We start from the raw sequence: 15,202 nt of genomic DNA, 5'->3' as shown, positions 1-15,202 counted from the left end.
CCCCTCTGGGGGAGTGCGTGCCAGACCCCGCGACGCCAGGATGATCCAAACGACAGGCCCTACGCCTTGCTGTGCGAGAACAGCTTCAGCACCGGTACCCCCACCTTGTGCCGGGCCCGGGAGGCCCAGTCGCGGTGGAAGAACTCCTCCACGTAGTGCGGATCGGTCAGCACGATCACCTCGTCCGCCCCGGTCTCCTCGACCAGCGATCTGAGCGCGTCCAGCGGATGGTCCTCGACCAGCCGTCCGTCCGCCTCGTTGCCGGAGGCCCGCAGGGCCTGCAGGGAGACCTCCAGGGCCCGCTCTCCGAAGCTCTTCGCCTCCTCGCCCTCCGGGGTGTCCCCCTCGCGTGCCGCCTCGTCCAGCTCCCCCATCGCCACGTCGTCGATGGCCCGCAGCAGGCGGTCCGCCTGGTCTCCGCGCGGCTGGAGCAGCACGTGGAAGGAGACCTGCTCGTCCCCGTGCAAGGTGGTCACGAACTCCACGTCCGCGGACGTCAGGGCCTTCTCGATCATCAAAACGCTTCTGAACACCAGGCGCCCCTTCTCCCGCGGGACCGGTCGCGGCCCCGCGGAAACCATCCTGCCCCGTGCTCGCACGGGGACTACGAGTTTTAGTGTGCCGTCCGGTGACTAAACGGAATGAACCATTCCGCCGTTGTCGGGAACAGATGTCGAAGCCGTCACCCGCAGGTCGGCATGTCCGCCCGCGGCACGTGATCAGCCCTGTCGGTTCCGCCCGTACCGGGTGAACAGAAACCCCTCCTCCTCCAGCAGGGACACCAGTGCGAATCGGTGGGGCACCTCGACCCCGGGCCCCCCGGCGATCCGCTGCGCGTCCCCGGCGGTGAGTGTCGGGGACACCGTCAGACACAGTTCGTCGAGCACGTCGGCGGCCACGAACTGCCCGAGCAGCCGCGGCCCGCCCTCCGTCAGCAGTCGCCGGTACCCGAGCCCGGCGAGCCCACGCACCGCGCGGGCGGGCTCCACGCCGGCCCCGTCACCGGCGAACACCACCCGGGCGCCCGCCTTCTCCGCCGCGGCGACCCGGTCCGGGGGCGCCCCGGCACCGGTGAGGATCACCGTCGGCACCAGCGGCGAGGTGAACAGCGGGAGCGAGAAGTCCAGGTCGAGCCCGGCCGTGACGACCGCGACGGCCGGGGCGGGCGCCTGCCCCGCGGCCTCCCGCCGTCGCGCGAACTCCGCCCGCGCCCGGGCCGGCCGGTACCCCTCCTGCCGTACCGTTTCCGCACCCACGACCACGACATCCGCCAGCGCCCGCAGGGTGCCGAAGATCCGCATGTCGGCGGCGCTGGAGATGGGCTGCGACTTGCCGTCGTGCTGGGCCGCCCCGTCGAGGGTGGACACCATGTTGGCGCGCAGGAAGGGCCCGTCGGTGTCCGGACAGGCGTAGGCGTCGGCCAGCTCGTCCAGGCTCCACTCCCGGTCCGTCGTCGCGCGTTCGAGTGTCTGATCGGTCACAGGGAACAGCTGTCGCATGCCGGAAGTGTTCCACGGGGACCGGGACAAGGCCCCACGAGCGCGGCACCCCGCCCGTCCGCCCGGCCCGGCACACCGAACCGCGTTTCCCGGCCACCCCCTAAAATCGGTGAACGTGTCCTCCACTCCCACCGCCGGCGAAACATCCATAGCCGAAGCGACCCCCGTCTCCCTCTGCTCCCGCGAGCCGCACGTCCCCGCGGACCGGCTGGTGGCCGAGATGGTTCCCCCGCCCCGCTTCGACTCGGTCCGTTTCGCCACCTACCTCCCCGACCCGGACCAGCCGAGCCAGACGGAGGCGGTCCAGGTCCTGGAGACCTTCGCGGCGGGCCTCGGCGGGGCGCACGCGGTGGGCGGCGGCAAGCGCGGCTTCTTCGGCTTCGGCCGCGCCAAGGCACCCAAGGCGGCACCCGGCCCCCGGGGCGTCTACCTGGACGGCGGCTACGGCGTGGGCAAGACCCATCTGCTGGCCTCCCTGTGGCACGCCACCCCGGCCGAGCCCGCGCTGAAGGCGTTCGGCACCTTCGTGGAGCTGACCAACCTGGTCGGCGCCCTGGGCTTCCAGCAGACGGTGAAGACCCTCTCCGGGCACCGCCTCCTGTGCATCGACGAGTTCGAGCTGGACGACCCCGGCGACACCGTCCTGGTCTCCACCCTGCTCGGCAAGCTGGTGGACGCGGGGGTCGCGCTCGCCGCCACCTCCAACACCCTGCCCGGCAAGCTCGGCGAGGGCCGGTTCGCGGCGGCGGACTTCCTGCGCGAGATCCAGGGCCTGTCGGCGCACTTCCGGCCGCTGCGCATCGACGGCGAGGACTACCGGCACCGGGGGCTGCCCGAGGCACCGGCGCCGTTCAGCGACGAGCAGGTGACGAAGGCGGCGTACGCCACCGAGGGCGCCTCCCTCGACGACTTCCCGCACCTGCTGGAGCACCTGTCCAGGGTCCACCCGAGCCGGTACGGCGCGCTGACCGACGGGGTCAGGGCGGTGTGCCTGACGGACGTGCGCCCGGTCCCGGACCAGTCGACGGCCCTGCGGCTCGTGGTCCTGGCGGACCGGCTCTACGACCGTGAGGTGCCGGTGCTGGCCTCGGGGCTGCCGTTCGACCGGCTGTTCAGCGAGGAGATGCTCAAGGGCGGGTACCGCAAGAAGTACTTCCGCGCCATCTCCCGCCTCACCGCGCTGGCCCGGGACGCGAAGGGCCTCACCGAGGCGCCCTGAGCCCCGACGGGTCACCGTACGGCCACCCGGGCATATCGTTACAAGAAGGGCATCTCGCGGGACTCTGGGCAGGAGGCTCGTCATGCTCGAAGACGTCCTGGTGGCGGCCGTCACGGCGGTCTCGGTGAGCGCGGTGTACCTCGCCGCCGCGGCCCGGGTGGTCAAGCAGTACGAGCGCGGGGTCGTGCTGCGCCTCGGCAGGCTCCGGGGCGAGGTGCGGGAGCCCGGGTTCACCATGGTCGTTCCGGTCGTGGACCGGCTGCACAAGGTGAACATGCAGATCGTGACCATGCCGGTCCCCGCCCAGGAGGGGATCACGCGGGACAACGTGACCGTGCGGGTGGACGCGGTCGTGTACTTCAAGGTCGTGGACCCGGCGAGCGCGCTGATCAAGGTGGAGGACTACCGGTTCGCGGTCTCCCAGATGGCGCAGACCTCGCTCAGGTCGATCATCGGCAAGAGCGAGCTGGACGACCTGCTCTCCAACCGCGAGAAGCTCAACGAGGGCCTGGAGCTGATGATCGACAGCCCGGCCGTGGGGTGGGGCGTGCAGGTGGACCGGGTGGAGATCAAGGACGTCTCCCTGCCCGAGGCCATGAAGCGGTCCATGGCCCGGCAGGCCGAGGCGGACCGGGAACGCCGGGCCCGCGTCATCAACGCCGACGCCGAGCTCCAGGCGTCGAAGAAGCTCGCCGAGGCCGCCCAGCAGATGGCCGACACCCCCGCCGCGCTCCAATTGCGCCTGCTCCAGACAGTGGTGGCGGTCGCCGCCGAGAAGAACTCCACGCTGGTACTGCCGTTCCCGGTGGAGCTGCTGAGATTCCTGGAAAAGGCCCAGCAACCGCTTCCCGAACGCCCCGAAGGAGGCTGAACACGCTCTACGCGCGTGGTTCACCGGAGGGGAACCAGATGGTAGACACGGCTCGACACTGTCCTGTCCACCAGCAGGAAGGTTCCCCCCATGTCCGAGCACGGCACCCAGAGCCGCCGTCAACTGTTCGCCCGCACCGGCGCGTTGGGCGTCTCGATCGCCTTCGCCGGCAACCTCACCGAACTCTTCGCGGGCACCGCCGCCGCGCAGACCATGGGCCACTCGGGTTACGGCCCCCTCCTCCCCGACCCGAACGGCCTGCTCGATCTTCCCAAGGGCTTCCGCTACCGCGTCCTGTCCCGCGAGGGCGACCGGTTGCGCTCCGGCGAGGGCAAGGTGCCCTCCAACCACGACGGCATGACGGCCCTGCCCGGCCGCCACGGCCGCGTCCACCTGGTGCGCAACCACGAGAACCGGCACAACGGCAGAATCGGCGTCCCGACCGTCGACGGACTGACCTACGACCCCGCGGGCAAGGGCGGCTGTACGGCGCTGACCCTGGACCCGCACGGGGAGGTCCTCTCCGAACGGGTCGGCATCGCCGGCACGGCCGTCAACTGCGCGGGCGGACCCACTCCTTGGGGCACCTGGCTGACCTGCGAGGAGACCGAGGACAAGGCCGGGACCAACGGCTACACCAAGGACCACGGCTTCATCTTCGAGGTCGACCCCGCCGACCCGCACCGCAGCGGGGCGGTACCGCTGACCGCGATGGGCCGCTTCCAGCACGAGGCGATCGCGGTCGACCCGAGAACGGGCGTCGTCTACGAGACCGAGGACGCCTTCGAGAAACCCTTCGGCCTCTTCTACCGCTTCCTCCCCCGCCACCCGCGCGGCGGCCCGGGCTCGCTGCGCGCGGGCGGCCGGCTCCAGGCGATGCGGGTGCCCGGCGTGCCCGACCTGTCGTCGATCCAGGAGACCGGCACCAGCTTCGACGGCATCGAGTGGGTCGACGTACCGGACCCACTGGCCGCCGAAACCCCCATCCGCTTCCAGGACTTCGGCCGCAGGGGCATCACCCACGCGCAGAAGCTGGAGGGCTGCTACTGGGGCGGCCACTCGGTGTACTTCGTCTCCTCCTTCGCCCGCAGCGCGGAGGGCTCGGCGGGCGACCACTACGGCCAGATCTGGCGCTACGACCCCGGCCGGCGCCGGCTCACCCTGGTGATCGTGTTCGGCCCCGACACCGATGTCCAGCTCCCCGGCGACTCCCCCGACAACATCTGCCTCGCCCCCAGCGGCGGCCTGATGGTGTGCGAGGACGGCGAGGGCGCCCAGCACGTCTACGGCGTGACGCGGCGCGGCGAGGTCTACGCCGTGGCCCGCAACGCGCAGAACATCGGCACACCCGAGGACCCCGAGTGGGGCGAGTTCGCGGGGGTCACCTTCTCCCCGGACGGCCGCACGATGTACGTCAACTGCTACAACCCGGGGACGACGTTCGCCGTGCGGGGCCCCTGGCGAGGGTGACGCGCAGCCGGGGCGCGGAAAGCAATCCGAGGATTGTCTGATTGATCCCGTTATGTTCGTGCGGTGATCGCACGCGTACGACTTGTCACCGCGACCTGCGCCCTGGCCGCGGCCCTGGCCGCCTGCGCGACACCCCAGGCACCCAGGGCCGCACGCCCCGCCACCCCCACCCCCACCGCCACCCCGTCCGGGCCCCCGACCCTGGCCCCGGGCCCCGAGGGCCTGACCCCCGTCTTCCGCAGCGCCGCCCGCACCCCGGCGAAGACGGTCGCCCTCACCTTCGACGCCGACATGACCGCGGATCAGGGGGCGCGGGCGGCGCGCGGCGAGCGCTTCGACAACCCGGAGCTGATCGCGGCCCTGCGCGGGCTGAAGGTCCCGGCGACGGTGTTCATGACGGGGCGGTGGGCCGAGGAGTACCCGGCACAGGCGCGGGACATCGGCCGGGACCCGCTCTTCGAGGTGGCCAACCACTCGTACAGCCACTACGCCTTCACCGGCGACTGCTACGGCCTGCCGAGGCTCCCGGAAGCGCGGATGCGCGAGGACGTGGAGCGGGCGTACACCGCGTTCCGCAGGGCCGGGGTGCCCGACCCGATGCCGTACTTCCGCTTCCCCGGCGGCTGCTACGACCGCACCGCCCTGAAGGCGCTGACCTCCGCCGGTGTCACCGCCGTGCAGTGGGACGTGGTCAGCGGGGACGCCTTCGCCACGGACGCGGACGCGGTGGCCCGGCAGGTCCTGGACCAGGTCCGCCCCGGCTCGGTCGTGGTCATGCACTGCACCCGCAGCGCCGCCCCCGCCACCGAACGCGCCGTCCGCACCATCGTCCCCGAGCTGCGCCGACAGGGGTACCGCTTCGTGAAGGTCTCCGAACTGATCGGCGCGGCCGGCGAGCACCACTGAACGTTCTACGCTGGACACATGAGCGACAGCGACTACTGCATGATCGCCGAGACCCCCCGCCCCCCGAAGGCGGACGGCCCGCCCTACGCCGAGTGCGTCCAGTGCCGCGAGCCCACGGAGTACCCCGAGTCCTACAAGGGCATCACCCTGTGCCCGGTGTGCGAGTGGCGCGAGGCGGAACGGACGGCCTGCTCGGGCTGAGACGCCCCGGGCGGCACCGATCTTCCGGCTGGCAGACTGGGACGGGTGAGCCAGGAATCCGCCCCCGCCGACAGCCCCTTCCGTTCCGAGCCCGGTGACCGCGACCTCGCGCCGCAGTTCGTGCTGCCGTTGGTGGTGCGCATCGAGCGGTCCGCGCCGCCCGGGCGTACCGACGCGCTGGAGACCGCCGCCCGTGCCGTGCTGGAACTGCTCGCGGACGAGCGGGCGAACGGGAACGGGGAGTGGGCCGAGGCCGTGCGGGACTGGCAGGACGCGCGGATCCGCAAGGTCGTACGGCGGGCCCGCGGCGCCGAGTGGCGGCGGGCCGAGGCCCTGCCCGGGATCACCGTGACCGGGAAGTCCGCCGAGGTGCGGGTCTTCCCGCCGGTACCGCTGGACGGCTGGCCCAAGGACCTCGCCCGGCTGCAGGTCTCCGGCACCGACCTCGACGACCCCGAGCCCCCGGCCGCCGCCGACCCCTCGGCGCCCGTGCTCTGGCTCAACCCCGCGCTCGGCATGTCCGCCGGGAAGGCCATGGCCCAGGCCGGGCACGGCGCCCAGCTCGCCTGGTGGGGGCTGGCCGGGGAGCAGCGCGCGGCCTGGCGCGACGCCGGTTTCCCGCTCGCGGTGCGGACGGCGCCCGAGGAGCGCTGGCCGGCGCTGACCACCAGCGGGCTGCCCGTGGTTCGGGACGCGGGCTTCACCGAGATCGCCCCCGGCTCCTGCACGGTCGTCGCCGACCATCCCGCTCTGCGCTGAGCGGGGCGCGCGGAACGGTCCAACCTCAAATGTTGCTCTGAAGCACGCTCTGGTTGGATTCACCTCCGCGGGCCGGGGCCATACCCCCTGCACGCAAGGGAACACGCGGGAGGGGGACGGTGATGACGCGACTGGGGACGGGGATCGGCTGGCGGCCGGAGATCGCCGAGGCCGTGGAGCGGATGCCGGGCATCGACTGGGTCGAGGTCGTCGCCGAGAACGTGTGCCCCGGCCATCTGCCCGCCTCGCTGCTGCGGCTGCGCGAGCGCGGGGTCACCGTCGTGCCGCACGGTGTCTCGCTCGGCCTCGGCGGCGCCGACCGCCCCGACGAGGGACGGCTGACGGCGCTGGCCGAGCGGGCCGAGGCGCTGGGCTCGCCGCTGGTCACCGAGCACATCGCGTTCGTCCGGGCGGGCGGCCCGCTCACCGCCTCCCCGCGCCTGGAGGCCGGTCACCTGCTGCCGGTGCCGCGTACCAAGGACGCCCTGAAGGTGCTGTGCGAGAACGTCCGGATCGCTCAGGACGCCCTCTCCGTACCGCTCGCCGTGGAGAACATCGCCGCCCTGTTCTCCTGGCCCGGCGAGGAGATGACCGAGGGCCAGTTCCTCTACGACCTCGCCGACCGCACCGGGGTCCGGCTGCTGATCGACGTCGCCAACCTGCACACCAACCACGTCAACCGGGGCGAGGACCCCGCCGAGGCGCTCGCCGAACTGCCCCTGGAGGCGCTCGCGTACGTGCATGTCGCGGGCGGCTTCGAGCGGGACGGCGTCTGGCACGACAGCCACGCCCACCCGGTCCCGCGCCCGGTGCTCGACATCCTCACCGACCTCGCCTCCCGCGTGGACCCGCCCGGCGTGCTCCTGGAACGCGACGAGCACTTCCCCGAGCCGGCCGAACTGCAGCGGGAACTGGCCGAGATCCGGGCGGCCGTCGAGAAGGGCGGCGGCGGGCCGAAGGCACCGGCCGCCGTGTCCCGTCCGGCCCCGGAGCCCGCCGTCTGCGACGACGCCCGCGAGCGCCTCGGCCTCGCCCAGGCGGCACTGCTCTCCGCCCTGGTCGCGGGCACCCCCGCACCCGAGGGTTTCGACCGGGCGCGGCTGAAGGTGCAGGCGCGGGCGCTGGCCGGGAAACGGGCGGACGTGGTGGCGAAGGTCGCACCCGAACTGCCCGTCATCCTGGGCCCGCGCTACCGGCGGGATTTCCTCGCCTATGCCCGGCGCACCCCCATGACCGGCGGCTACCGCCGCGACGCGCTGGACTTCGCCGGTCAACTGCTGGACGCGGATGGGGGGCTGGAGAACCGCGCCAGGAAGGAGCTGACGCGGTGGTGGCAGGAGCGTTCCGGCCCGGCGCCGCTGGCGCCGTCCCGGCTGGCGCGGATCCGGCGGTCGCTGACCCGCCGGTGAACGAGGGGCCGGGATCAGTGGTTAATATGCCGATTCTGTCCCACCCCTCGAAACGCACTGACGTGCGGTGCCGTACCAGGAGGCACCATGCGACCGCGACCGCCCGCCCCCGGCCGGGGCATCCTCAGCGGAACCGGACTCATCATCACCGGCCTCACGGCGACCCTCGCGGCACTGATCTTCCCGGTGTGGTCGTACGCCGACCGCGGCGGGACCGGTGAGGCGCTGCTCAACGCCGAGACCGTGGCCACGGAGTACGGCCCCCTGTCGGGCCTGGACCGCGACTTCCTCACCAAGGTCCGGCTCGCGGGGCTCTGGGAGCTGCCCGCCGGTGAGCAGGCGCGACTGAAGGGCCACACGGCGGCCGTGCAGAAGGCGGGCGAGCATCTCGTCGAGGGGCACACCTTCCTGGACGAGCGGGTCCGCGACGTCGCGGCCAAGCTCTCCCTCCAGTTGCCCAACGAGCCCACCGAGCAGCAGCGGGAGTGGCTGCGAACCCTGGACGCCAGTGAGGGCTCCGCGTACGACTGGCAGTTCGCCAACCTGCTGCGGCTGGCGCACGGCAAGGTGTTCTCGCTGGTCGCCGAGGTCCGCGCGAGCACCCGCAACACGCTGGTGCGCAAACTCGCCGAGGACGCGGGCACCACCGTGCTGGACCACATCCAGGTCCTGGAGGACACCGGGTACGTCGACTTCGAGGCCCTGGCCAGGGAGATGGCCGCCGGGAGGACTCCCCCGCTCACCCACACCCCGGCGCCGCCCGGGCCCGTGACCGACCCCTCCCCGGCGCTCCCGGTGACCCCGTCGCAGCAGCCCTCCTACTCGCTCCCGCCCGCGGCGAGCCGCCCACCGGAATCGTGACAGACCCCCGCGAACTTCGAACGGAACGTCACATACCGACAACGCTCGGTCCGGATACTGAACAAGGCATGGCGCCTCATGCGCCTTTGGCATAGAAACGCGGCATGTTCTGGGTCCTTCTCCTGCTCCTGGCCTGGGCCGTCGCCGGCACCGCCTGTACCCGGCTGTGCCTGGCCGCCGTCCACTCGGCGGCCGCGGACACGGGCCGGGAACACGATCTGACGCTCTACGAGGCCGCGTTCCTGTCCGGCGGCCCCCGCCGGGTCGCCGAACTGACCCTGGTCTCCATGGCCCGCCAGCGCCGGCTGCTGCTCGCCCGCACGGGCTGGGCGACAGTCGTCGACCCGCGCGGCCGGGACGACATCGAACGGTCCGTCATAGGCGCGATCGGCCCCGAGGGCCAGTCCCGCATAGAGCCGGTACGGGACGCGGCGGCCGGTGCCGAGGCGGTGGGCACCCTCGCCGAGCGCCTGGTCCGCGCGGGCCTCGCGGTACCGGCCGGAGCCCGCACCAACATCGCGGCGGCGGTCCGCCAGGTGCAGTTCGCCGCGGCGGTCGTCCTCGCCCTGGGCGCCACCGCCCTCCTGCTGCCGGGCGCCTCCGACCTCCCCCGCCACCTGGTCGCCCTCTGGTTCGGTCTCCCGCTCACCCTCACCCTGAGCTGCCTGGCCATAGCCCGGGTCGAGATCCACCCCTACTCCCGCTGGGCCTCCCCCGCCGGCCAGCGCCTCCTCACCGCCCTGACCCGCCACCGGGGCGCGGGCGACCGCGCCTACCTCACCACGGTCGCCGTCCATGGCATCCGGGCCATCGGCGAACCGGACCTGCGAGCGGCGTTCGAACACCGCGAGCAGGCCTGGCGCGACTGACCCCGCGCGGGGGCGCACAGGGGGCATTGACCCCGACACCGGCCCGGTGGTGCTTGCCTTCCGCAACCCCGGGACGAAACATCCCCTTTGTTGCGTACGCGCACCGAAGGGACACGTGATGAGGGTTCCCGTTCTCTACTCGGCCGTCGGGTCGCTGCTGTTGGCCGGGGTCGGTGCGGCGCCCGCCTCGGGGGCGGAGGTCCTGCCCGGCGCGGCCGAGGTGCGGGGGGTCGCCGTGGCGGTCGCCCGGGCCGAGGCGGGCGGGATCACATTCGGGTCCTGCTCCGCCGAGGGCGAGATGCCGGGGAGCATGCGGTGCGGCACCGTCAGCGTCCCGCTCGACTACGCCGACCCGTACGGCAAGCAGATCAAGCTGACGGTCAGCCGGGTCAAGGCCACCCACAAGGACCCCAACAACAGCAAGCGACGGGTGCCCCGGCAGGGCGCGCTGGTCTTCAACCCCGGCGGCCCCGGCGCCTCCGGCATGTACTTCCCGCTGATCGGCCTGATGCCCGAGTGGAAGCGCATCGCCGCCGCCTACGACCTGGTCGGCTACGCCCCGCGCGGGGTGGGCCGCAGCGCCCCGCTGTCCTGCCAGGACCCGCGCAAGTTCTTCAAGGGGCCCGCGCAGGCACCCACCCACCCCTCGGAGTCCTACAAGCGCGAGCGGATCGCGCAGGCCAAGGCGTACGCCCGGGGCTGCGCGAAGCGGTCCGGCAGCGCCCTGCGCCACTATCACTCCCTCAACAACGCCCGTGACCTGGACGTCCTGCGGGCCGCGCTGGGCGAGGAGAAGCTGACGTTCATGGGCGCCTCGTACGGCACGTACTACGGCGCGCTGTACGCGACCCTCTTCCCCTCACATGTGCGCCGCATGGTGTTCGACGCGGCGGTGAACCCGGACCCGGAGCAGATCTGGTACCGCAACAACCTCGACCAGTCCGCGGCGTTCGAGGCCCGCTGGGCGGACATGCGGGAGTGGATCGCCAAGCACCACAAGGTCTACGGACTGGGCGACACCCCGGCGAAGGTGCTGCGCAGCTACGAGCGGGCGAGCACCCGGCTCGCCAGGAAGCCCGCGGGCGGCAAGGTGGGCCCCGGCCAGCTGCAGAACGCCTTCCTCCAGGCCGGCTACTACGACGACTACTGGCCCTACCGGGCGTACGCGCTGTCGGCCTATCTGAAGGGCGACCCGCAGCCGCTCGTCGACATCGCGGCCCCGGTCACGGAGGCAGCGGCCGAGGCGGAGAACAGCCGCGCGGTCTACACGGCCGTCGAGTGCAACGACGGCCCCTGGCCCACGGACTGGCGGATCTGGGACCGGGACAACACCCGGCTCGCCCGCGTGGCCCCGTTCGAGACGTGGGACAACGTGTGGATGAACCTGCCCTGCGCCTACTGGCCGGTGCCGCGTCAGCGCCCGCTCGACGTCCGTACGGGACCCGGCGAACTCCCGCCGACGCTGATCCTGGCCGCCGAACGCGACGCCGCCTCCCCCTACCAGGGCGCGCTGGAGCTGCACCGGCGGCTGTGGCACTCGGTCCTGGTGACCGAGCGGGACGCGGGCACGCACGGCATCGGCGGCGGCCCCAACGCCTGCGTCAACGCCCACCTGGACGCGTACCTGCTGGAGGGGCGGCTGCCGGTGCGGCGCGCGTCCTGCGCACCGCACCCGGAGCCGCGCCCGGAGACCGAGGGCTAGGCGAGCCCCGCGACCAGTTCGCTCACGGACTTGCGGCGGCCCGTGAAGAAGGGGATCTCCTCGCGGACGTGCATCCGCGCCTCCGAGCCGCGCAGGTGACGCATCAGGTCGACGATGCGGTACAGCTCGTCCGCCTCGAAGGCGAGGATCCACTCGTAGTCGCCCAGCGAGAACGAGGCGACGGTGTTGGCGCGCACGTCCGGGTAGCCGCGGGCCATCTTGCCGTGGTCGGCGAGCATGCGGCGGCGGTCCTCGTCGGGCAGCAGGTACCAGTCGTAGGAGCGCACGAAGGGGTAGACGCTGACGTAGTCGCGGGGCGTCTCGTCGGCGAGGAACGCCGGGATGTGCGAGCGGTTGAACTCGGCGGGGCGGTGCAGCGCCATGTTCGACCACACCGGCTCCAGCGCGCGGCCCAGCTTCGTGCGGCGGAAGAGGTTGTACGCCTCCTGGAGCTGGTCGCTGGTCTCGGCGTGCCACCAGATCATGACGTCGGCGTCGGCGCGCAGCCCGGACACGTCGTAGGTGCCGCGGATCGTCACGTCCTTGGCGGCGAGCTGGTCGAACAGCTCCTGGACCTCGTCGGCGTATCCGGCGCGGTCCTCGGGGAGCACGTCCTTCAGCCTGAAGACGGACCAGAGGGTGTAGCGGATGACCTCGTTGAGGTCCTTGGCCAGCTTGCCCTTGTTCGGGATCCTGCCGGGCTCGGTGGTGGGGGCGTCGTCACTCATGTCCCTTATTCTCCTGCTCCTCCGTGCAGACTCTGCACCGGGTTCGCGGTGAGCTCCTGCACTGCGCGCAGGTCACCGTGGATCTGGTCGACGGCGGCATACGCGCTCGCGATGCACGCGGGGATGCCCACGCCGTCGTAGGCCGCGCCGCACACGGCCAGGCCCGGTGCCACGGCCAGGTGCTCGCGGATGCGGGCCACGCGCGCGTGGTGGCCGACGGGGTACTGGGGCAGTCCGTCGTTCCACCGGGTGACGCGGGTGGCGACCGGGGTCGCGTCGAGGCCGGTGGCCGCCTTGAGGTCGTGCCGGGAGACCTCGACGAGTCCGGCGTCGTCGCGCTGGAGGATCTCGGTCTCGCCGTGGCGGCCCACGGAGGTGCGCAGGACGAGCAGGTCGGGGTCCTCCTCGGCGATCCAGCCCCATTTGCGGGAGGCGAAGGTGGAGGCCTTGATGGTGCGGCCGTCGACGGGCGGCACCAGGAAGCCGCTGCCCTCGGGCAGGTCGGTCTCCGCGCGGCGGTAGGCGAGGGTGATCAGGGCCATGGAGGCGTACTCCACGGCGGCCAGTTCGGCGGCGGCCGCGGGGAAATCGGCGCGCAGCAGACCGGCGGCGGCCGTGGCGGGTACGGCGAGGACGACGCCGTCCGCGTGCAGGGTCCGGTCGCCGGTGACGACGGTCCAGCCGTCCGTCCCGCGGCGCAGCGCGGTCACGGGGGCGCCGGTGAGGATCTCGCCGCCCTTGGCGCGCACCGCGTCCGCGACCGCGAGCGGGAGGGTGCCGATGCCGCCCTCGATGCCCATGAACACGGGGCCGGTCCGCGGGTTGGCGGCGGCCTTGGCCTGGATCTCGCGGACCGCCTCGGTCAGGCAGTGGTGGGTGCGGGCGGCCTGGAAGAGCTGGGGGACGGCCGAGCGCATCGAGATGCGGTAGGCGTCGCCCGCGTACACCCCGCCGAGCAGCGGCTCGACCAGGCGGTCGACGACCTCCCGGCCCACCCGCTCGGCGACGTACCGGCCGACCGCGATGTCGTCGCCGACCTCGGTGCGGGGCAGTTCGGTGTCGCGGGCGATCCGCGCGAGGCCGTCCGCCGAGAGCACTCCGGCGACCGCGTCGGCGGTGCCGGGGACGCCCATCACATGGCCCTTGGGCATGGGGCGCAGGGCGCCGCGGGTCCACAGGGAGGCGCTGGCGGTGGCGGGGGGCTGGAGCTTCTCGTCGAGGCCGACCTCGCGGGCCAGCTCGACGGCCTCGGGGCGGCGGGCCAGCATCGACTCGGCGCCGAGGTCGACGCGGACGCCGGCGATCTCGCCGGGCAGCAGCTTGCCGCCGACCCGCCCGGCGGCCTCCAGGACGGTCACGCGTCTGCCCTCGGCGAGCAACCGGTGGGCCGCCGCGAGGCCGGCGATACCGGCACCTACGACGACGACATGTCCGTGATCCGCTGGAGTGTCCGCTGCGTGCATGATCCCACTCTCTCAAACCCCCCTGACATTCCCGCCAGGGCCGTTCGGCCCTCGGTCGCCCGGCGCGGGCGGGACCGTGTGCCCGGTCCGAGTCCCGACCGTGACCTGTTCGGAACCGGCGGGATCCAACGCCGGGGCCCGCTCCGGCGTCGAAGGAGCGTCACGTCGGCAACGAACCCCGGGGGGTACATCCCATGCACGCACGACGTTCCGTACGACCGGGCCCGGCCCTCGCGGGCCTGCTGCTGGCCGCGGCACTGGCCCTGACCGGCTGCTCCGGCGCCGCCGACGACAGCGGCGGAGGCAACGACTCCGCGAAGGGGGGCGCCGCCCAGTCCCGGAACGAGGCGGCGGCGGGCCCGGCGGCCGGGGACTTCAGTGCGGAGAAGGGGCAGCAGGCGGACAAGCCGCCGAAGGCGACCGCGAGCCACATCATCCGGAAGGCCTCGCTGACCGTGCGGGTCAAGAACGTGCCCAAGGCCCTGGACGAGGTCCGCTCGGTCACCGAGGACGCGGGCGGCTACATCGGCAACGAGACGACCACGCGCGACGGGAAGGGCCGCGAGCGCACCAAGGTCGTCCTGCGGGTGCCGGTCGCCTCCTACGCGGACGTCCTCGCCGATCTGGAGGGCACCGGCAAGCTGCTGGAGCGCACCGCCAAGGCACAGGACGTCACCGAGCAGGTCGTGGACGTGGAGAGCCGCATCAAGTCGCAGCGCGCGAGCGTCGCCCGCATCCGTGACCTGATGGACGAGGCCACCAAGCTCAGTGACGTGGTGGTCCTGGAGGGCGAACTGAGCACCCGCCAGGCGGATCTGGAGTCCCTCCTCGCCCAGCAGGCGTCCCTGAAGGACCGTACGAGCCTCGCCACGATCACCCTGTCGCTGTCGGAGACGCCGGGGAAGAAGGCGCCGGCCGAGGACGACGACCCCGGTGTCCTGGACGCGCTGGCGGGCGGCTGGGGCGCCTTCCTGACGATGCTCCGCTGGATCGTCGTGGCCGTCGCGGCCGTCCTCCCGTTCGCCGCGGGCGCGGCCCTTCTGGTCTTCCTCTGGCTCCGCCTGGTCCACCCGCGTCTGACGGTCCGCCGCGAGCGCACCCCCGCGCCGACCGCCCTGGGCCCGCTGCCCACCGCCCGCCCGGCGCCGGGACCGGGCTCGGGCTCGGGCTCGGACGAGGACTGACGACAGACCACAGGCCGCTCCCGCCCGCGCGGAACACCACCCCGAAATGATCGATGCCCGT

The 15,202-nt window shown here is 72.8% G+C and carries 15 protein-coding genes; 11 read left to right on the top strand and 4 right to left on the bottom strand.

What is annotated here, in order from left to right; all coding sequences use genetic code 11:
• Positions 1 to 59: 59 nt before the first annotated feature.
• Both GA0115233_RS37295 and GA0115233_RS37290 read right to left on the bottom strand, forming a co-directional pair.
• A complete protein-coding gene (locus GA0115233_RS37295; protein WP_093724824.1) occupies positions 60 to 515 on the bottom strand; it encodes an indole-3-glycerol phosphate synthase in 456 nt (151 codons plus the stop codon).
• Positions 516 to 719: 204 nt separating this feature from the next.
• The gene (locus GA0115233_RS37290; protein ID WP_093724822.1) at positions 720 to 1,499 is read right to left on the bottom strand and encodes a pyrimidine reductase family protein; all 780 of its coding nucleotides are present in this window, start codon (positions 1,497 to 1,499) and stop codon (positions 720 to 722) included.
• Between the two features lie 115 nt (positions 1,500 to 1,614).
• Here GA0115233_RS37290 and zapE point away from each other — a divergent pair, with 115 nt between their 5' ends.
• From zapE to GA0115233_RS37240, 10 genes are all read left to right on the top strand, one after another.
• A complete protein-coding gene (gene zapE, locus GA0115233_RS37285; RefSeq protein WP_093724826.1) occupies positions 1,615 to 2,718 on the top strand; it encodes a cell division protein ZapE in 1,104 nt (367 codons plus the stop codon).
• An 82-nt stretch (positions 2,719 to 2,800) separates the two neighbouring features.
• A complete protein-coding gene (locus tag GA0115233_RS37280; protein WP_093724820.1) occupies positions 2,801 to 3,589 on the top strand; it encodes a slipin family protein in 789 nt (262 codons plus the stop codon).
• A 90-nt stretch (positions 3,590 to 3,679) separates the two neighbouring features.
• Positions 3,680 to 5,059, top strand: a complete 1,380-nt coding sequence (locus GA0115233_RS37275) for a PhoX family protein (RefSeq protein ID WP_093724818.1) — start codon at positions 3,680 to 3,682, stop codon at positions 5,057 to 5,059.
• Between the two features lie 63 nt (positions 5,060 to 5,122).
• Positions 5,123 to 5,965: a polysaccharide deacetylase family protein gene (locus GA0115233_RS37270; RefSeq protein ID WP_093724816.1), complete on the top strand. Its 843-nt coding sequence runs from the start codon at positions 5,123 to 5,125 to the stop codon at positions 5,963 to 5,965.
• Between the two features lie 18 nt (positions 5,966 to 5,983).
• Complete coding sequence (locus GA0115233_RS37265) at positions 5,984 to 6,166, top strand: hypothetical protein (RefSeq protein ID WP_093724814.1); 183 nt, start codon at positions 5,984 to 5,986, stop codon at positions 6,164 to 6,166.
• Positions 6,167 to 6,211: 45 nt separating this feature from the next.
• Positions 6,212 to 6,925 carry a peptidyl-tRNA hydrolase gene (locus GA0115233_RS37260; protein ID WP_176712076.1) on the top strand — a complete coding sequence of 238 codons (714 nt, stop codon included), beginning with the start codon at positions 6,212 to 6,214 and terminating at the stop codon, positions 6,923 to 6,925.
• Between the two features lie 122 nt (positions 6,926 to 7,047).
• A complete protein-coding gene (locus GA0115233_RS37255) occupies positions 7,048 to 8,334 on the top strand; it encodes a DUF692 domain-containing protein (protein ID WP_093724810.1) in 1,287 nt (428 codons plus the stop codon).
• 87 nt (positions 8,335 to 8,421) lie between these two features.
• Complete coding sequence (locus GA0115233_RS37250) at positions 8,422 to 9,195, top strand: DUF4142 domain-containing protein (RefSeq protein WP_093724808.1); 774 nt, start codon at positions 8,422 to 8,424, stop codon at positions 9,193 to 9,195.
• Positions 9,196 to 9,299: 104 nt separating this feature from the next.
• On the top strand, positions 9,300 to 10,064 hold the full coding sequence (locus tag GA0115233_RS37245; protein ID WP_093724806.1) for a TIGR04222 domain-containing membrane protein: 765 nt from the start codon (positions 9,300 to 9,302) through the stop codon (positions 10,062 to 10,064).
• A gap of 118 nt (positions 10,065 to 10,182) precedes the next feature.
• The gene (locus GA0115233_RS37240) at positions 10,183 to 11,766 is read left to right on the top strand and encodes an alpha/beta hydrolase (protein ID WP_093724804.1); all 1,584 of its coding nucleotides are present in this window, start codon (positions 10,183 to 10,185) and stop codon (positions 11,764 to 11,766) included.
• Here the strand turns inward: GA0115233_RS37240 and hemQ are convergent.
• Together hemQ and hemG are read right to left on the bottom strand one after the other, a co-directional pair.
• Complete coding sequence (gene hemQ / locus GA0115233_RS37235; RefSeq protein ID WP_093724802.1) at positions 11,763 to 12,494, bottom strand: hydrogen peroxide-dependent heme synthase; 732 nt, start codon at positions 12,492 to 12,494, stop codon at positions 11,763 to 11,765. The genes GA0115233_RS37240 and hemQ overlap by 4 nt on opposite strands.
• Before the next feature lie 5 nt (positions 12,495 to 12,499).
• Entirely contained in the window at positions 12,500 to 13,957 is a 1,458-nt protein-coding gene (hemG, locus tag GA0115233_RS37230; RefSeq protein WP_093724800.1) for a protoporphyrinogen oxidase, read from the bottom strand.
• Between the two features lie 194 nt (positions 13,958 to 14,151).
• On the opposite strand from hemG, the gene GA0115233_RS37225 reads away from it, so the two are divergent.
• Positions 14,152 to 15,141, top strand: a complete 990-nt coding sequence (locus GA0115233_RS37225; protein ID WP_093724798.1) for a DUF4349 domain-containing protein — start codon at positions 14,152 to 14,154, stop codon at positions 15,139 to 15,141.
• The last annotated feature ends 61 nt before the right edge of the window (positions 15,142 to 15,202 follow it).

The organism is Streptomyces sp. DI166 (genome assembly GCF_900091315.1).
Lineage (GTDB): Bacteria > Actinomycetota > Actinomycetes > Streptomycetales > Streptomycetaceae > Streptomyces > Streptomyces fuscus.
The sequence above is the reverse complement of the archived record's forward strand: the minus strand, read 5'-3'. Positions and strand labels throughout refer to the sequence as shown.